We start from the raw sequence: 19,043 nt of genomic DNA on the forward strand, positions 1-19,043 counted from the left end.
TTGCTATTCGGTGAGTATCCCCCACTCATTGAATATCACGGCGGCAATACTGTCAGCCGCTTCATGGTCGAAGAACCAGAGAGGCAGGCCGAAATGGAAACTATTTGCCGCTACGGCCCGTCCCGATTCCACTACCGGAGTGATATTCGAATATTTAGTCAATATTATAGCACAAACCGCGTCATTTATGGCGGAATTAGAGCTCCTTGCCTTCATCCTGTACAGAGGATGGAAGCAGCCGAGCGGAGTGATCCCCCTTGTATCCATCCAGTACTGCGGATTGTACAGTTCGACGTAGGTGAATCCCCTGATCAGCGGGTTGAAGAAACATGTAGGACAGTCTGTTATGCCTTCCCACAACTGGAGTTCTTCCGGGAACGCGGAGAATTCCTGAGCGATCGAATCGGAGGTCTCTTTGTAGATGTACCTCAGCGCGTCCCTGTCGATATCTCTGCGAGGCATCTCGATCCCGGTCTTGAACGTTCCCACTACCTTGTCGATCACCGAAACGCAGTAATCCTTGTACGCCAGGCTTCGGACCCCTGAAGTATCCTCGGGGTCGGGAGTGATCTCGTTTTTTACAACCGCGGGGAATTCAGGAGGGACAGGGAAGATCCTGGAGATCCCTCCGGACGCCCTGTCAGAGCGGCCGAGAGTCCAGATGTGCCCTCCCTTCTTCAGAAATATCGCGATGTAATTTATAGCGATCTCGCCTGTCTGTCCGACCATGCTCTCGGGGATGAAGACGATGACCTGGCCGAGAGTCGATGAGGTCGAAGAACTGTACGTCCATACGATATTCTTGTATTTGCCGACTACGTTTATCGTCGGAGCGGTAAAATTGGTGCTCCTGCAATCGAACTGATCCCGCAGAGGCTCAAAATCAGGGACCCTGGCGAGAATATCATTCCAAAACTGGTCGTGTTCCGACTCCATCGGATCAGTCCTGTACGGATTGTACTCAAAGGTCGATGGATAATCATCGACCCAGAGGACCGATCTCTCCATTGAAAACGGGATTATATTTATAAGGATCCTTCCGAGAGTCACCTTGTCGGTATTGTCTTTGACCTGCACGTAGAGAGTGTGGCTCCCCGAATAGAGTATTCTTTCATCGGCCGCTTTGAGGAAGGGGCTGAAATTCGCCTCCCAGTCGCTTGGATTGTTCAGGTCCTGAACATCCCATCCATACCTGTATCCGGTTATCTCCCCGCCGTAATCGCTGGCATCAGCAATCCAGGTGAAATTCAATGGAACTCCCGGTGGCAGGTCTTTCTGCACTGGGATCTGCAGCGACCCTAGAAATCTGAACGATCCAAGATAAGGTTCGGATACGGTGAGCAGAGGACCGGCTTTCCAGGAAACGAGGAATTGCCTGACATTCTGATCTTCCCGGAACAGCGCCGTGACAGCCCCCGCTTCATCCTTTGCCTGCACGGCGAAAATATGTTCCCTGTTCAGTTCGAGGATCTCGTCCTCTCCGATCACAGTCGAGCGGCCCGAATCCCCCTCCGCCGTGTAAGATATCCATTTCGACCATCGGTCTTCATACCAGGCCGGGTTCTCGTTCAGATCGTCGATGATCGGAAAATCATTGTCGTACCTGTTCTCGTGGTTCAATACCTGCGTTATAAGATACCTGATCGAATCGGGATTCTGTGTATTCGAAGGGCTGTCTATCGGATCTTTTCCCGTCCACTCGAAGGTCACTTTCGTGCTGTATGTCCTGCCACGCCCTACAGGCTTTTCTATCTGGACATACGGCGCGAGGGTCCAGGCGGTAAATGAGATATTCGCCGGCTCGGAGCGTTTCCCTCCCAGATCGACAGCCCTTATAAAGAAGGTGTGAGTACGGTCATATCTTGTGTAAAGGGGATTATCCTCATACGGCCTGGGGAAACTGTCCGCCTCGACCTTGAAGACGCTGTCGAACGAGTTCGTCCTCGTCCATTTATCAATACCCATCGTATCCGCAACAGACATACCGAACGGCTTGCCGTCGACGAAGACGAATTCGAAGAAATTTATCTCACCATCCGGATCCCAGCCACTCCAGTAAAAATGGACACTGTAACTCGTCGTATCGTTATTGACCGGACCGCTGGAAAGCCATATCTCGGGAGGCTGATTATCACTTTCAGATCCCGTATAGATGCCATCCGCGCAACCGGTTATAAGTGCCAGAAGGATCGCGAAAAGGATCACGAGGATCCCGGGAATATGCCTTGCCTTCATCGATACTCTCCTCTGGTGGGTCTGAACCAGTCCATCCCTGCCACTATTAAATATATATGATGAAGACTCCGCATCAATAATTTTTTATTTCGCTCTTTTTTCTATCTCCATCAGAATATCTCTCGCGGCATCACGATGAACAGTATATGAGAGCATCTTCAGCCTGATGTAATCTTCCCTGTAGAAAATATACCCTTCAAACTTCCCGTGCCTCGAAGCCCTGGCCGAATCCTTGATCAGATACCAGTCTTTTCCGCCCTTTTTCGCGTACCCGATAAGGTGTACTCCGTGATCGTCGTCGGTCGTCTTCTTGTATATCCTCAGTTCCCGCGAATCCTGGTCGATATATTCGTACGGTATATCGAAAGTCGGGATCACGCAGGCATCTTCCATCCCGTAGTACCCCGGTTCTGAGACATCTCCGCCAATACAGACCGTATAGCCGTTCCTGATCGATTTTTTTATCGTATCGTAAAAACTGTCGAGAGGAATATTGTAATAGGTGCCGGTCGGCCTCCAGTTGTCGTGCACGTCGAATTCCGCCATCTCGTAAAAAGGAGAGGAGAGCGTGGAGATGAACTGGACGTAATCGGAGGAGTCGACCTTGAGGATATCTTTCAGAAATCCCCTCGGGGTCATCTTCTTTCCATCGAAATCGAATTCGGCCGGCGGAGGACCGAGATACCTGTCAAGGATCTCTCTTATGTGTTTTATATTGGATTCTTCATTCCAGTATCCCTTTTCCGCGACCATGTCGAGATAGGCTTTCATCTCGTCGAGCATCGGCCCGTGATTGTGCTTGTCGTACATTTTCAGGCCCGGATACGCCTCGGCCGGGACTATCCCGTATTTATCCCATATTATGAATACGCCGTCTGATTCCGCTCCCTCTACAAAAGGCTGGTGGCCTCTTTTTTGTACGTATCCTCTGGCCTTTTCGACATATTCCCAGTAAACAGTGTATATCTCAGAGAGCTTTACCTGACGGCCCGTGATCCTCGCTATCTCCGATTCCATGAATGAAGTCGTGCAGAAGCACCAGCATGTTCCGGTGAGATACTGCGGGACGGGGGGAAAGTGAAAGGGAGGATTGAATTTCGACGGAGACTCCGGTTTACTGATGCCGGAGAAATCGAACCGGATGACCTTCCTGTTCTCCTTTTCCTCCTTTTCCTCCTTGCTGTACTTCGCGTCGATCTCTCCCGTGACACTGTCGGCAAGTGCCTTCAGGCTGTCGTTTTCCGCGATCATCTGCTTCAGGACCGGATCGCGATACCTCTTTTTATACGTGACCCTGTCTTTCCCTCCAGCCTGAGCGCCGGCGCAGACCAGACCCGCCTGAGCCACCATTAAAAAAGCGATGATCAAAAGCGCTGAACGTTTCATCTCGATCTCCCTTTTCCACCTTCAATTCGTTGAAGCATCGCGGCCGGTGGCAGGGGATGCCCCGCCGCCGGCCGCGAGACCGTCTGCCTAATTGCTTCTGTCCGGATACGGAGGTTGTTTTACCTTCTTTACCGGGTTCTTCTTCAACTCCTCAAGAAGATACTCCACCGCTTTCTCGATCATCGGCTCTTTTCCAGCCTGGATGAGCGTCGGATCGTCCCAGACATAGATATCGGGATCGACGCCGACAGCTTCAACGTCCCACTCTCCTTCAGGATTTATGAAGGAGAATCCTGGAACGGCGAACCTTCCGCCATCGATGAAACCCGGTGAGAAACCGTACCCGATAAGCCCCCCCCATGTCGTCTCGCCGATCAGCGGACCCAACCCCGCTTTTCGGAAGTAGAATGGGAACGCGTCGCCCCCGGAAGACGAAAGACCGTTGATCAGCATCGCTTTCGGACCCTCATTGACGGGGAACGGCGTCGAGTTCATCTCGGCATGCCTTACCGCCCAGTAACTGTAAACGGTGTTGCTCATCATCTGCACCATCTCGAACGGCGAGTGCCCCCCTCCGTTATACCTTTCGTCTATAATGAGAGCTTCCTTGTTCATCAAGGGCTGCCATGCTTTCAGAAATTCCCTGTACCCATCATACCATGTATTGGGAACATGCATATATCCCACGCGTCCACCTGAAAGCTTGTCGACGAGCCTTCTGTTCTCCTCCACCCAGTCTATATAGAAGAGGCTCAGTTCGCTGGCGATCGGTCTTACCGTTATCTCCCTCGCCTCTTTCATCGAAGGCTTGTCGTTTATCTTCAGCACCACGGGGACGCCTACCCTGTTCTCGAGATACTTATACGGGCTCTCCGATGTCGTCACCGCGTTTCCGTCTATCTCGAGAAGGTAGCTTCCCTCGTTGACGTTCATTCCCGGTTCGGTAAGGGGAGAACGTTCATCATCGTGCCAGTTGGCGCCCTGGTAGATCTTCGAGATCCTGTAATATTTTCCGTCTGCTTCAAACCGGCAGCCGAGCAGCCCGACAGGGACTCTCTCAGCATGAGGCATATCCCCTTCGTTTACATAGCAATGCCCGGCATTGAGCTCTCCGATCAGTTCTCCCAGGAGATAATCGAGATCGCCCCGGTGAGCGACATGTGGAAGTAACACGGCATACCTGTCATGCATCTTCTTCCAGTCGACCCCGTGCATGCCTGGATCGTAGAACCAGTCGCGCATTATCCTCCACGCGTCATGGTATATCTCTTTCCATTCGGTCGTGGGATCGATCCTCATCTCCAGGCCGCCTAGATCGAGCGTGCCGTCGCTCGTCTTCTTGCCAGGCGCGAAATCGGTTATGCCGTATCCGCCTCCGCGTGCGGGAGAGTAGATGAATTTTTTCCCTCCTGCCGCTATCTGATACGCCCTTATCCCGCTTATGATCTCCTTTGTCTCCCTCGATTCAAGATCGAACTTTTTCAGAGTCATATCGCGATTCTCATCCATCTCGATAAAGGCGACACCTCCCTCCACAGCAGTGAGGCCGAAATACGTGCCGGCTGGAACCGGGATCGCGAGGACCCTTGACTCGAACCGGTCGATATCTATGTTCACCCTGAGGACATCATCCTCATCTATTTTCTTCGCCTCCCCCTTATCTTCCTTCTCCTCCTCGATCTTTTCCTCGTCGTTCAGAGGGGCAAGGGGATTTTCCTCGCTCGAATTCAGAGTGGCGATATATATCCTGTCTTCCCATTCTTTATCGGGGTATGTGAAATCCCTGCTTGAAACGAAATAGAGATATTTACCATCCTTTGAGAAGACAGCACTTCTCTCGTTCGCGAGATCACTCGTCAGCCTCGACGCTTTTTTACTTTCAATCGAATATACCCAGACTGAACTCATCCTGTTATCGCCATCCCTGGTATAGACGACCCACCTGCTGTCCGGTGAGAATGAATAATCGGCGATCCCGCTGATCCCGGATATATCAGCCTGCTCTTTACTCGAACTTTCCACGTCGACGACCCAGAGCCTGTTCTTCTTGTCGCTATAAGCGATCTTTTTGCTGTCGGGAGACCAGACCGGTCCCATTATCCACGAATCTGTCCCGCTGGTGATCTGTTTCGGCTCTCCCTTGCCATCCTGCGGAGCTATCCACAGTTCATACTCGCCGCTTTTTTCCGAAAGATAAGCTATCGATCTTCCGTCAGGCGACCACTCCACCGAGCGCTCCCTGACAGCGTCGCTCCTGGTGATGTTGCGCGTCACGCCGTGCTCGGCTGGAACGGTGAAGATCTCGCCTCTCGCGGCGAATACCGCCCTCTTGCCCGACGGAGAGATCGAGAACTCTCCTATCTGGTCCTTCACATTCTTGAAGACTGGCCTGATGAACGGCTTGTCGCTTCCGAGTGAGACCTCGATCTTGACCGGGCTTGCGCTTCCCGCCTTGAGCCAGTAGAGATAACCGCCGTTCTCGAAGATCATCCTGTCTCCGCCGCGGCTCGGCCATAGAACATCGTATTCGTTGAAGTCGGTGACTTTGCTTACCTCTTTCGTGAGGCTATCATAGCGGTAAATATTGAGTTTTCTCTTCGAGTCGCGGTCCGAAGTGAAATAGATCGATTCATCGACCCACATGGGAAAATTGTCGGTGCCCTTGAACGCGGCTATACGCTCGACCTCGTTTCTGGCAAGGTCATAGATGAAGACATCCTGCGCCCTTCCCGCGTTATACCTCTTCCAGGTCCTGAACTCCCGGGATTTGATATTATACGCGAGCTTTTTGCCGTCGGGAGAAAAAGAAGCGGGACCTCCCTCCGAGATCTGGATCTCTTCCTCTATTCCCGGCTTGTCCGGATCAATCAGGAAATACCTTCCGACCCTCCGCCCGAAAGGAGTCCTGTTACTCCTGACAAGTATCTTTTTTCCGTCAGGCGTCCAGTCGAGGATCATATAGTCGTATCCACCCCTGGGCGGCATCTGGCCGACGTCGGGATAGTATGTAAGCCTTTTAGGAACGCCCCCGTCGTAAGGCACGACATATACCTGCCGAGTCCCGGAATATTCCCCTGAAAAGGCGATCCATTTACCGTCGGGAGATATCCTTGGAAATACCTCGAGTCCTTCAGGAAACGAAGTGATCCTTCGCGCCCGTCCGCCACTCACCGGAACCGTCCAGATATCCCCGGCATAGACAAAGGCTGCCTTGTCACCCATTATATGGGGGTAACGAAGCAGCCTCGCTTCTTCACTCTTCGACTCGCCGGCCACTCCCGCCAGTAATACGGCGAGAAGCGATGCGGTGAGTACTTTTGATAGCAGATTCATCCGCCCTCCTTTTGAATAAATTGATCTCTACTGAAACAAAACAGTGTTTATGATATCAAAAATACGGATTAAGAGTCGAGAAGTTCCATAAAATACCTGCAATCACCGACAGCGCCGCGGGAAAGAGGTGTTTTGCCTGTTTTTAGCGGGCTCCGGGCGGATCTACCCGTAATCAAGTGATATTACCCATTAACTTTTTCACCCGCGCTGCCGAAGTATCTGTATCGGGCGGAGACTTGCCCGGGTAGCCATGACAGACAAAGATCGCGAGCCGTCATTTCGGGCAAGATCGCGGAGAAGATAAACTGAATATTCAAGAACAGCCATGATGAAAAAAATAACAACATCGCGCGCGGCAATATCTCCGGTCATCCTGGCTCTTGCCACTTTTCTTTCTTGCGGCATCGAAACTCCGCAGGCCCCCTCATGGGATATAGATATCAATATTCCCGTCGTATCGCACAGATACGATATGCTCGAGATAATTGACAGGATGGCCGAGGATATCATCTCGTACGATTCGACTGGCCTTATCTCCCTCAATGTCGAGGAAGAACTCGACACGGTGATCATAGACGCGGGACTGTCGGTCGCTGGCCTTACCACGACATTTTCCGAGACTCTCGGTATCATCGACGTAGCAACTCCTGAGCCACTGACCGAAACGGTCCCTCTGGGCGATCATATATTCACCGGCGGGGATGTCCCCCCCGATACGATCGAGGTAGAAAAGGTCTTCACTGAGATCCCGGAGATAGAATCAGCGACGATATCGACCGGGGAGATGGTTGTCACCGTGACCAACGAATTCGGGATCCCCCTGGCTTCGGTTATTCTCTCGATAATCGATATTGACCGTTCGGAGATGATCGGGACTGTCGATTTCTCCGGCGGCCTTGATCCTGGAGAATCGGGAGTGCTCGCCATCGATCTGTCGGGAAAGACGATCTCAAACGCCTTATCATTCAGCGCAGTCGCCACGACTCCGGGGGGGTATATCGAAAACATCGACGGAAAGTACATGACTGTGGAAGCTGCTTTTCCAGACGGACTCGCAGTTTCCGAAGCCAGGGCGGTGATCGAGCCACAGACCCGCCACTACGAGCGGACGATATCTCTTTCAGATTCAGGCGACAATACTATAACGGCGGCGACTGTCAAGAGCGGAAGCCTCGAGATCACTCTTACAAATGAGACCTGTCTCGGCGCGGTTATGGAAATCGAGATCCCCGGGATAATCGAAGGTGGAATCGCCGAGCTCCTTTCAATAGACCTGCCGCCGGGAGGAACAGGGAGAATCACCAGCGATCTTGCCGGCAAGACAGTCACGCCAGTGCCTGGGACGACCGAACCATCCATATTCATATCAGTCACGGCAGAGCTTTCCGGAAGCGGCGCTGAAGCAGTAGACGTAAGTTCCAGCGACAGGTTCGACGTTGACATAGAAGTATCCGAACTTTTCTTCTCCGATATGTCAGGCACGATCGAACCGGTCCGATTCGAGATCGATCCTTTCATTGCCGACATCGACGTGCCGGATGGATTCGAGACCTTCGACCTCACCGCCGCCACGCTTACTCTCGAGATCCTTTCCGCCGCCGGCCTCCCGGTGGAAATAGATCTGGCGCTGGCCACAGAGAGAGGCGATTCGATGCGAATAACCGGATCGGTCTCTCCTGGAAGCTTCGATGATCCAGTACTGACAATTATCGAGACGAGCGATCTCGACAGGCTTCTATGTCCGATACCATCGTCTATCTCGGTATCCGGGTCGGTGACGGCGGGAGACGGTATCACGCGTGAAACAGTCACGGAAAACGCTTATATCTGTGGAAAGGTCATCATCAGCTCACCGATGGAAGTAGTCATCGGCGAAACAGAGTTTGAGGCCGATATCAACGAAGCGGAGCTTGACGCTGAGGAGTTCAGCGACAACATCGATCGGATGAACAGGGCGACTCTCTACAGCCGGATAATAAACCACATGCCGATAGAATTATCTATGACACTCTATGTAGGGACCGATTCGCTTTCACTCTACAGCGCTCCTCATCTGCTCCTCGGTCCATTCTTCGTACGCGCCGGCACGGTCGTTCCGGACGGACTCGTATCGATCGCGGCGGAATCGAACGTCACGATGGAACTCTCGCATGATGATCTCGAAATATTCAAGAACGAAAGGCTTTACTTCGGACAGATAATATCTTTCCCCGGGACGGAAGGAGTTCCTGTCCGGATGATATCGACTGATTTTATTGATATCGAATCGTATATAACAGTGAACGTCAGGGTGGGAGATATCTAGAAAGCATCGACGCGCGGTGACCGTGCGTCGACAGCAAAAAGCGGCGTGAAAGGGCAGCATGAATCGGCATTTGGGAATAAACCCGATCGTATTATCGATCGCTCTGGTCATCAGCCTGTTTCCCGCCGGGGCGGCGAAGTCAGCGGTATCATCGGACGCTGCGAGCAGGGCTATGGCGGAAAGCTATACGGCTGTTGCCGGAGGATATTCTGCCATCCGTTTCAACCCGGCCAATCTCGGTTTCCCTGACGACTCGTTCCTGCAGCTGCAGATCTTTGACGCATCATCGATCCTCAGCAACAACTCCTTCTCTCTCTCCGACTATAACAGGTATAACGGAGAGTACCTTTCCGAAAGAGACAGGTACGACATACTCTCGCTTATCCCCCGCGATGGACTTCAATTCAGGGGGAACGCGTCCCTTTCCACACTATCGCTCTCAGCCGGCCCGTTCGTCTTTTCAACGGTCGCTCACGCGGCAGGCGGCGGAAGCGTCTCAAAGGATCTTGTCGACCTGGCCTTCTTCGGGAACGCCATTGGAAAGACAGTATCGATCGACGACGCCGATGCCGAGGCTCTGGCGCATGTAGATCTGAACTTCGCTTACGGGATGAAGGTCGCTCAATTCAGCGACTGGCTTATCACCGCTGGAGCGAATTTGAAATATATCCACGGGATAGCCTGGTACGATATAAGCAAGGCTGAAGGATCGGCTCTGACCGGTACCGACGGTATCGACGCCGATGGATCGGTATTCATAAGGAGCGCCGCCGGAGGAAAGGGCGCGGGGCTGGATCTCGGTATCGCTTCGAAGTACCGTGATGACTGGATTTTCTCGGCGGGATTTCTTAATCTCCTCTCTTTCATCGACTGGAACAGGGAAACGAGCGTCACCGAATACCGCTTCGATGTCACTTCCCTTTCGCTCGATAATTCAGATGAGGATTCGACCGTAGTCTCCGAAGAGATCGAGAGAGAGATAGGCTCATTCAGATCGGCTCTCGCTCCACAGATCAACCTCGGCGCGGCGCATGAGAAGGGAGATTTTCTTTTCGCCGCCGACGCGCAATTCACCCTCGCCGAAGTTGCGGGCTTCTCGACGACTCCGCGCCTGTCGATCGGCACCGAATTCCGGCATTTTTCATTTCTGCCGCTGAGAGCCGGATTCTCGCTCGGCGGAACAGACCGCAGGTCTTTCGCCATCGGCGCCGGGTTCAGGATAGGGCCGTTCTACTTTGACCTCGCGTGGGCATCTTCCGGTTCCGTCCTTCCGACTATCCATAACGGATTTTCCCTGGCTCTCTCCTCCGGCCTCGATTTTCGCGTGAAGGAAGATATGCCGGCAAGAACACTCCCCGATCTGGAAAGGATCGAAAAAGGACCTGACATCTTCTGAAATGGCGATACTAAACTGTTCCGACTGTTGACACAAAAATGCTTTTCAATGTATTTTTCGTGTAAAGAGGAAAACCGGCATTTAAAATGACGGTAACAGATTCACGGCACCCTGCTTTCATAGTAGAAGATGGCGAGGTTATTTTTTGTCTATCAGGTAATTATCAATGGGACAACGAATCGATCATAAACGTCCATTGAACTTTTTTCGCATCCTATGGCATTTTTGTGTCGGGATAATAGTATTTATCCTGGTCTACTTCTCAAAGAATGGATTCAGGCCGGATATCTGGTTTCTCTCACTATCGTCGGCTGTGATTTTCCTTATCGAGATATTGAGATTCAAGACCGAAAAGGGAAAGAGGTTTTTCTGGAAGTATTTCGGGTTTTTGGCCTCGGACAAGGAAGCAAATGGGGTTAACACTTCTTTATATTACACTATTTCATTACTGATCTGTTCACTTATTTATCTAAGGGAGGCCGTGCTCGGGGCAATTGTATGCCTCGCGCTGGGCGATCCGGTCGCCATCATCATCGGAACAAAATTCGGCAGGATAAGGATAAAGAAAAAATCGGTCGAAGGCGCCCTCGCGAATTTTGTAATCTGCCTGATCGTACTTACAATCGTACTCCCCTCAGTAAAGATGGCGTTCGCGGGAGCACTTGCAGGCGCGTTTATTGAGATCATGCCTTTGCCGGCAGATGACAACATCACAATACCATTATTTTCCGGAGGCGCGATCTCGATCGCGGCGGCTTTTTTTTAGAACAAGGTGCCACTTTCAGTCTATTCCCTCCGATTTCCAGCATTTTCGTCTTCCCCACCGAATTACCAGTTGGCCATTCGACCTTCAATGGTGTTACAATGAGTATCACTGAGGATCGCTGAAAGATCCTCGCAAAAAAGGAAAGATAACTATGACGACTGTACTGGTATCGGGTGTTTTCGGTTTTTCCCTCGCCGTTGCGATCTGGATCGCCTTCCGGATCCTGAAAAAAAGACTGGGGCACTCAGGCCCATCGGTCAAGGTTTTTGCCTCTATCGACCATCTTCGCTCCGTCGGTGAGCTTGTCGTCTTCAAGATCATCACAAAGGAGATCGTCACTACGGCGGAACACTGGTTCGGTGAAGCAGGCAAGAAATATTTCCAGTGGCTGATCTCCGCCAAGAAAATGGCGATGGTCTTCGAGTTCGAGATCGATTTCAGATACGACCTGCGAGACCCTGAATTTGTAATCGAGGAAAAGAAGACCGGACATTATCTACTCAAGATGCCTAAATGCCTCTACGAAGTACATATCAGGGACATCAGTTTCTACGACGAGCAGAGCGCCAAACTCCTTCCATGGCTTCTCCCAGGCCTGCTGACTAAAGCTTTCGGTACGGGTTCCACGGAGGAAGACAAAAACCGCCTCAAAGAAGAAGCAAAACTGCAGGCCGCGCAGATGGCCGGACTCCTCGTCCAGAAGATGAGGTCCGAGGTCCAGAACTCGACCCGAAAGACCCTTGAAGCTCTCGCGAGGAATTTCGGCGCGGAAGAAGTGACCTTCGATTTCACGCACGCCGACCTGATCCGTTCCAAAGTGGAAGCGGCCCTGCTTAACTCGGGCGAGGGGTAGAACGCTCCCTCTCTGCTCCCCGGCGAACTGAAGCATTTCCCACTTGCGCATCGGCGATACCGGTCGCGGATACCAGCGACGACGTACACGCTCTGACGTGACAGGCATCTGAAGGTGTCACATTGCCAATCTATATAAGAAATAATATTACAAGTGGACAAAATACTGCTTTCATGATGGCCTCCTTATCCAGTCGGATAAGTCACAGAAAAATAAAAAAACACGCGCAATAAGAATATGCGCAATTAATTCCATATCAGTTATTTCCAGCGCGCGTAAAATATACTAGTCTCCAATAATGTGATCGGATCGCGTTTTAACAGCCATCTTTCCTCACCAATATGGCGCATTTTACAATATCTGTCGTTATAAACCAATATTGGAAATGTTTTTTTGAACCATGTGTATCGATTTGAATTGCACATTTGAGTTAACACGCTAAAATCAATATATCTCAGCAAATAGTTTAGCAATAATTTCGGTGAATTGTTCCCTGGCACAACTGGCATATCTATTGGCATTGCGCTGTTGGGGAGAATGAAGTAATTCGAATGCTCTGGCCGGTGAAAGTCGCGGAACGCGTGGACCCCCAATAACAAGTGACTGAGCGCCTGCTGTTGCGCACATATCCAAGACCTTGCTCCGAATACTAATTATGGGATCGTAATACATGTCCAGACTGACGAACGGAACTTCATTTGAAATCGCTGCTACGAGTGGATGGAATAGTGAACCGATATACCCTGCGGCATTTTGTATCCACGCATACCAGCCAAGTGGCGATATCGGCAGATGGATCCTGTAATCGACGCACAAATTTGTTTCAAATGTCGGCCAAGGCAGGCTGAACACCTTGAGACCATGACTATGTGCTATGCTTTTAAAATCCAGAACCCAATCATTTGTCAAAAAACCTTTATTGGGCATCAAAAGAAGATATTGTTTTTTATTATTCGCTGGCTCATTCATATATTCATCCGGGATCGTGAAACAATCGTTTAACATGAACAGGGGATCCGGACATCGTGCTGGCCGGATTTTCCCTATAGTGACCGATGAAACCATCAACTGACTCCAACGATCACGGACACTGACAAAATTCATTTCAACGAGGGCCGCCCGAATACCTTTAAGAGTGTTGACTGGTAATCTATAGTAGTTTGCGCCGTGAGCAGAAGCTGCAAGACTTGCTTTCGCGCAGGAAAGACCGTTACTCTTTTTTACCCATGTAAGCCAGAATGGATTGGGGAAATGCCCCTCCGGCTCGCCTGAAGGCAGAAGCCGGAATACTGCGTCACTCCCGGTGATTATCAGGTCGGGATCCAGTTTCTGGCAACATTCGATCAATTCTTCCGATGAATGGCAGCGAACTGACAAAGGAATAAATTTCCTGCAGAATTCTTCGTGCTGGTTCAGGAACTCGGGATTGACTGTAGCAAGATACCTGGCCTGGATTTTCAGGCACCTGTAGTCAAGGATGATCACGTCATGACCAAGCTTGTGAAGATAACTATACGTGGATAACACTTGCAGTTGAGCCCCAAAGTTACATACGGCGTGATGTGTAATAATAGCAATTTTCATGATTTCTATCTGTCGAACATCGTTGCCTCATCGCTGTCCGAATGAACAATCAATCGATTGGATAATCTGAATACTGCCCTTATCCTATCCCGATCTATCTGTTCCAATCCCACCTTCCAGGATAATATCGCCCACGCAAGCGATACCACGACGATATGAACAACCAGCATAAAAAGTGATATGTTATTTTCCAGCATGCGTAACGCGATCGCGATACAACCGGTAATAATTAATACAATTACAGGTTGAAGATAAGCACCCTTCAGAAATAATTGTACTTTAATGCCGCATATTCTGGAACTGTAGTAGATAATGAGTGGCCGGCGCATAACTGAAAGGACAACCGTCGGAACCACTACACCGAGAATACCAAACCGGGTGAAACCCACCAGGATCACGGAAGCAATAAAATTTACCGCGGCAAAGATGCCATCTATTTGAACAAGTCCTTTTATGCGATTCATCCCGAGAAGCACGCCCCATATCGCTCCGCCCGAGTAATTCGCGAGATCTATTATTGCCATGCAGCTTAACACCGACGCGGTGATAACGTATTTTTCTTTCAGACTCTGTTCCAGCCAGATTCCGATTAAAGGTTTGGCAAAAACACCAAGTATTACCGTCACAATGATCTGCAGTAGGAAGGTAACGCGCGTTCCCCGTACAAGAATTGAAAGAAGTTGTTCTTTTTCCCCGGTTACGTGGCGCATCGTCGCGATGGGAGTCAATTGCGTCGAGATCGTGGTTACAAAGGGACGAAAGGCTCCGGTCAACACAATGGCAGGATTGTATAAAGCAATGGCCCCCGGTCCCATAAATATACTCAATATTATCGGATCGGCCTTTACGCTGAATATGTTGATCAACTGCAGGGTAAAAAGGCTTTTTCCTAGGCTTAGCAGCTTTGACATGGCTCTGCGGTTGAAGAGCAGCATGTTAAGACGCAACGTGTGCTGAATACGGTATGCCAGTCTACGCATAACCAGCAAGGTTGCCAGTTGAGCCAACAACATCGCGACGGACCATCCTATAAATCCCGTATCCGTCAATTTAAGCGCAGCGACAATTCCTGCGGCGCGAAAAACAGACGCGCCTGACACCACATAGTTGACTATGTCAAACCTGTTGTGGCTGGTTATGGCAGCAACATATACCGGAAGCAGGCATGACAGGATTATCGAACCGCAAGCGTAATAGCGTATGAGAAAGATCGCCTGATCCATATAATTTTGTGAAACATTGAACACCCGGGCGATCAATGGAGCAAATATTATGCATCCCGATCCCAGCACCACGCCTATAAATAACCATATCACTTTTGCCGTGGCTGCCAGTTCATTAAAACTCTGAGTATCATGAGAGGCGATTTTTTCAGCCAGATGACGCTCCAGAGCACCGCGCAACCCCATGTCCAGGATCATGGTCAATCCAACGATAACACCGGCCAGCGTTAACAGTCCATAACCATCCTGCCCGAAATCATTCAACAGTAAGGCCATTAAAAACACACCAATCGCGCCCTGAATAATCGTCGCGACCCAGGTTGTGCCGGCATTAATCGTGATCCGTGTTGAATCCTTCAAGAATCCTCGCCTTTACAAAAACGAAATCAGACAGATTTTTCACGTCCCCTTGTCCTAAAAAAGATCCTTAATAATTTCGACATTATCAACAAGCATCGATCCATGAACTGGACTCCGATCATGCGATAGTAAAATACCTTGAGGCCCGGTTGTGATTGTATCTGCTCAACCATTGCCTGTTTGCTTCTGTTCATTATATATATTGAGAAAAGAATATTGAACTTTTTAACAATCGTTATTCGTCGGGAAGGGATTACACGTTTGATCGGTATCTCCCAGCCCTTGTTATCCGCGAAAGTCAACCTCGCTGCCAGTTCCTTTCCCTTGTTGGACAACCCTCCAGATTGGCTGCTTATCACCTTGCTCACCGGGATATTATCCAGATTCACCTCGCCGTTTTCGATACCGTTACGCAATATTTCATTGATTGCATCGTTACGGACTAACACGATGTTGGTTCCGGCCTCTTCGCAGGTATATTCAGGTAACCAGGCATCCATGAATACTACATCAGCTACTTCAGCGAATAGATCATCACAATAATTGCAGGCATTGATCTTGAAATATCCCATATCCCAGGCATAGTGATAATCACGAAAATGGTGTAATAATATCTTCCCTTTTCTGCTGGAACGTGATTTACATGAAAATGTAAAATGGAACATGCCATCCGGCTTTATTATCTTCTCCCGGAACGAAACGTCACATGCCTGGTTTTCATCAATTCCCGATGCCCTGACCAGGTAGTCCGTAAACAGGCGGCTTTTAAGCTGTCCACAGGTTAATCCGGCAAGGAATACCACGCGTTCGGACAATTCCGGAACTTTAAGCATCGTCAGCCGGAGAGATTTCAGCACACACGGAAGAGCGATAATCGCATAGCGAACCTGATCCTCATCATATAATATATTTCGAAGCAACTCAGAAAATTCAACCTGTTGATAACACGAGGTTGACGCATTCCACAAATCCTCCGGATCTTCAATCACGCGGAATCGAAATCTTCTCGTGGGATCGTCATCCTGAACAACGCATACCACCCGGTCCACCCGTCTCGTTTTAAGTAATCCGGATAGTACCCAACTCGCGATCCCGCCTGAAGAGCGAGACCATCTCCTTGATTCAGATGTCACAGCTCCAACATAGCATTTAAGATAATAACCCGTTTCTTCAGTATGATTTATATCAGGTATTTTTTTAAATTCCCGCGCGGATATCGTATCCTCATTTTCCTTATTATTATAAAAAGGGCAAACATCGAGACATAGCCCGCACTCGACACAATCCCCGAGGCAAACCGGAACGTATTCCTTCAATGAATTGAACCGCATTTCCAGGCATTCATTCGGGCAAAGACCCGCGCATGTCCCACAGCCAACACACAGGTTTCTCTCAACGACCAGATTATTTACATTGTTATACTTAGTGAGCTTATGGGAGCTTGACAAACAAAATGCCTTTTCATCCCGTTGCTTTTTCATTCTTCACGTGCGGCAAAAAGGGGAATTGATTCCATAGACCGGTTGATTCTACATTAAATTTTTATTTCCATAACCTATTGTAACTCTCTAAAATAGCAAGGTCAAATGGTTTATTCTGCCCGGAAATGAAGTGACTACCCACAGCCATGAATAACGCGGGAGAGGAAATTGACAGTCTCTCGTTTATATGTTACCATTTTTATTAGTGTTACCTGAGATGGGGTTCGAACAGGATGTATTCGTGCTGCTTTTGGAACTCATACCCGATTGATACGGGATACGGGGTAAAACGGTCGCGCGAATAATAATAGCCGGATATACTTGGATAAGTAGAAAGTGAAAATTAAATTGCTGGTTGGGGTAACAGGTGCGAATGGATTTATTGGGAGTTCCATCGTAACCGGCCTTAAAAAAGCCGGTTACGAGGTTATTTGCCTGGTCAGGAACCGATCCGGAACAGATCTTCTTCCCGAAGGGTCATGCCAGGTCCGTTATACAGATTACAGCGAACCAGGTAAGATTTGCGTTGCCCTTGAAGGCGTGGATGTAGTCTGCCATTGTTGCGGCCAGTTAGGTGGATGGGGAATAAACACGGATCTGCTTTATCAAGCAAATGTTGAACTGACGCGGAAGGTTATGCAAGCATCCGTTTTCTGTGGAGTAAAGCGTGTGCTTCATTTAAGCAGTGCTGGTGTCTACGGCCCCACGGGGGGAAATGTTTTCACCGAGGAAGACCGGTTATCTCCATCCAATCATTATGAAGAAAGCAAAGTCGCCGCCGAGGAGGTTGTGTCAGAGATTGCCGGATCGTTTATTCGAACGGTCATCATCAGGCCGGAGTTTGTCTATGGACCCAGAGATATGCACCTTCTTGGATTTTTTCGAAGAGTGGCGTCAGGTGTTTTCCCCGTGATGAATAATGGAAAATTCCGGCTCCATCCAACTTATATTCAGGATGTCGTACAGGCAACCGTGAAAATCCTGAACGATCCGGCAATCTCCGGTACATATCTCATTTGTGGACAAAGACATCTGGAATGGAAGGAATTTCTGCGAATTATCGCGGAAATAATGGATATCAAACTGAGAACTCCAGGCATTCCCCTGCTTCTGGCACGGTCTTCAAGTTTTCTTTTTGAAATTTCGGGCAAACTATCCGGTAAAGAACCGTTGCTTACGAATTCACAGGTCAGATTCCTGTCCACAAACAGGTCTTTTTCTTCATCCAAAGCGACCAAAAGATTTGGGTACTCCCCCATTGGTTTGCGAGATGGGATATCAGAGACGGTGGCATGGTATCGGCGAGAGGGGTTGCTGGCATAATGTGGCGGGGACCGATGTTTCAAGATTATCTTCAGGCGGCGCTTTTCGAGGGAGAGGGGTTTGGAAGCGCTTATGAATACCTTGTCGTAGAACGTTTTCGCCGGGCATTTTCAGGGCACATCCTTCGTCCCAGGCATATAGTTGTCGATGGATTGCCGGAAAGGTACGGAATCGCGGCTGATATTCTCTTATTGGCAGATTGGTGCGACGCCTCAGTGACAATCCTGGATTGGGATACATCCAGAATAAAAACATTCAAGGAAGTGTATGCGAAGATGTGCGATCATGGAGTCTTTTCAACTGCCCACAAAACGGTCGATGTCCACAATCTTCATTGGTCACGGTTAGATTCCATGCTGTCAGAATCGACAAACGATGTGGATTTAATTTATTCGAAAGAGGTATTTCAAACAATCCCTGCAGAAGAACGCGCTGGATACCTGGAATCCATGGTCCGGACTGAAAAACAAGTATTACTGACGGTACCGAATGGAGACAATCCAGATCACCCGACGACAAGCGGATTGCTCGGTGTTGACAGAAATGATTTGTCAAGGACCGTTAAAGCGGTCGCAGCGTCACGAAAATACAGTATGAGATGGATAGACTGCCCGCCCGCGTCATCCGGAAATCGATCGAGATATCGGCCGTTAAAACCAGGGAGTAAAGTATCAATCGCAGAGCGCGCAATCTCTTCGGCGCTTCAACTCTGGGCAACACTGGAGGAACTCGTTCCAGATGCATTAAAACGCCGGAAGGCTCATATAATCGCGCTTACCATTTATTGAAAGTCCTGAT

At 49.6% G+C, this 19,043-nt stretch carries 12 protein-coding genes; 6 read left to right on the forward strand and 6 right to left on the reverse strand.

Annotated elements, in window-relative coordinates; all coding sequences use genetic code 11:
- Positions 1-3 precede the first annotated feature (3 nt).
- From JW814_08435 to JW814_08445, 3 genes are all read right to left on the reverse strand, one after another.
- Positions 4-2,235 carry a hypothetical protein gene (locus JW814_08435; GenBank protein MBN2071469.1) on the reverse strand — a complete coding sequence of 744 codons (2,232 nt, stop codon included), beginning with the start codon at positions 2,233-2,235 and terminating at the stop codon, positions 4-6.
- 84 nt (positions 2,236-2,319) lie between these two features.
- Positions 2,320-3,621 carry a peptidase C1 gene (locus tag JW814_08440; protein ID MBN2071470.1) on the reverse strand — a complete coding sequence of 434 codons (1,302 nt, stop codon included), beginning with the start codon at positions 3,619-3,621 and terminating at the stop codon, positions 2,320-2,322.
- An 87-nt stretch (positions 3,622-3,708) separates the two neighbouring features.
- Entirely contained in the window at positions 3,709-6,954 is a 3,246-nt protein-coding gene (locus JW814_08445; GenBank protein MBN2071471.1) for a PD40 domain-containing protein, read from the reverse strand.
- 328 nt (positions 6,955-7,282) lie between these two features.
- Here JW814_08445 and JW814_08450 point away from each other — a divergent pair, with 328 nt between their 5' ends.
- From JW814_08450 to JW814_08465, 4 genes are all read left to right on the forward strand, one after another.
- Complete coding sequence (locus JW814_08450; protein ID MBN2071472.1) at positions 7,283-9,259, forward strand: hypothetical protein; 1,977 nt, start codon at positions 7,283-7,285, stop codon at positions 9,257-9,259.
- A gap of 58 nt (positions 9,260-9,317) precedes the next feature.
- Positions 9,318-10,655 (forward strand): hypothetical protein, encoded by a 1,338-nt coding sequence (locus tag JW814_08455; GenBank protein MBN2071473.1) that lies wholly within the window; start codon positions 9,318-9,320, stop codon positions 10,653-10,655.
- A gap of 166 nt (positions 10,656-10,821) precedes the next feature.
- The gene (locus JW814_08460; GenBank protein ID MBN2071474.1) at positions 10,822-11,421 is read left to right on the forward strand and encodes a hypothetical protein; all 600 of its coding nucleotides are present in this window, start codon (positions 10,822-10,824) and stop codon (positions 11,419-11,421) included.
- 151 nt (positions 11,422-11,572) lie between these two features.
- Positions 11,573-12,274 carry a DUF4230 domain-containing protein gene (locus tag JW814_08465; GenBank protein MBN2071475.1) on the forward strand — a complete coding sequence of 234 codons (702 nt, stop codon included), beginning with the start codon at positions 11,573-11,575 and terminating at the stop codon, positions 12,272-12,274.
- Between the two features lie 444 nt (positions 12,275-12,718).
- Here the strand turns inward: JW814_08465 and JW814_08470 are convergent, their stop codons facing one another.
- Genes JW814_08470 through JW814_08480 form a run of 3 tightly spaced genes read right to left on the reverse strand, consistent with a single transcriptional unit; the run spans position 12,719 to position 16,574 of the window.
- Positions 12,719-13,858 carry a polysaccharide pyruvyl transferase family protein gene (locus JW814_08470; GenBank protein MBN2071476.1) on the reverse strand — a complete coding sequence of 380 codons (1,140 nt, stop codon included), beginning with the start codon at positions 13,856-13,858 and terminating at the stop codon, positions 12,719-12,721.
- Between the two features lie 5 nt (positions 13,859-13,863).
- Positions 13,864-15,441 carry an oligosaccharide flippase family protein gene (locus JW814_08475; protein MBN2071477.1) on the reverse strand — a complete coding sequence of 526 codons (1,578 nt, stop codon included), beginning with the start codon at positions 15,439-15,441 and terminating at the stop codon, positions 13,864-13,866.
- A 26-nt stretch (positions 15,442-15,467) separates the two neighbouring features.
- The gene (locus JW814_08480; protein MBN2071478.1) at positions 15,468-16,574 is read right to left on the reverse strand and encodes a Coenzyme F420 hydrogenase/dehydrogenase, beta subunit C-terminal domain; all 1,107 of its coding nucleotides are present in this window, start codon (positions 16,572-16,574) and stop codon (positions 15,468-15,470) included.
- A gap of 684 nt (positions 16,575-17,258) precedes the next feature.
- Between JW814_08480 and JW814_08485 the strand changes: the two genes are divergently transcribed.
- Together JW814_08485 and JW814_08490 are read left to right on the forward strand one after the other, a co-directional pair.
- On the forward strand, positions 17,259-18,245 hold the full coding sequence (locus tag JW814_08485; protein MBN2071479.1) for an NAD-dependent epimerase/dehydratase family protein: 987 nt from the start codon (positions 17,259-17,261) through the stop codon (positions 18,243-18,245).
- The gene (locus JW814_08490) at positions 18,215-19,033 is read left to right on the forward strand and encodes a hypothetical protein (protein ID MBN2071480.1); all 819 of its coding nucleotides are present in this window, start codon (positions 18,215-18,217) and stop codon (positions 19,031-19,033) included. The genes JW814_08485 and JW814_08490 overlap by 31 nt, the downstream gene beginning before the upstream one ends.
- Positions 19,034-19,043: the final 10 nt, after the last annotated feature.

The organism is Candidatus Krumholzibacteriota bacterium, from assembly GCA_016932415.1.
Classification (GTDB): domain Bacteria; phylum Krumholzibacteriota; class Krumholzibacteriia; order Krumholzibacteriales; family Krumholzibacteriaceae; genus Krumholzibacterium.

Coding starts and splice junctions, on each gene's coding strand:
- JW814_08435 (MBN2071469.1), bottom strand. CDS start 2,235: ATGAAGGCAAGGCATATTCCCGGGATCCTCGTGATCCTTTTCGCGATC.
- JW814_08440 (MBN2071470.1), bottom strand. CDS start 3,621: ATGAAACGTTCAGCGCTTTTGATCATCGCTTTTTTAATGGTGGCTCAG.
- JW814_08445 (MBN2071471.1), bottom strand. CDS start 6,954: ATGAATCTGCTATCAAAAGTACTCACCGCATCGCTTCTCGCCGTATTA.
- JW814_08450 (MBN2071472.1), top strand. CDS start 7,283: ATGAAAAAAATAACAACATCGCGCGCGGCAATATCTCCGGTCATCCTG.
- JW814_08455 (MBN2071473.1), top strand. CDS start 9,318: ATGAATCGGCATTTGGGAATAAACCCGATCGTATTATCGATCGCTCTG.
- JW814_08460 (MBN2071474.1), top strand. CDS start 10,822: ATGGGACAACGAATCGATCATAAACGTCCATTGAACTTTTTTCGCATC.
- JW814_08465 (MBN2071475.1), top strand. CDS start 11,573: ATGACGACTGTACTGGTATCGGGTGTTTTCGGTTTTTCCCTCGCCGTT.
- JW814_08470 (MBN2071476.1), bottom strand. CDS start 13,858: ATGAAAATTGCTATTATTACACATCACGCCGTATGTAACTTTGGGGCT.
- JW814_08490 (MBN2071480.1), top strand. CDS start 18,215: ATGGTATCGGCGAGAGGGGTTGCTGGCATAATGTGGCGGGGACCGATG.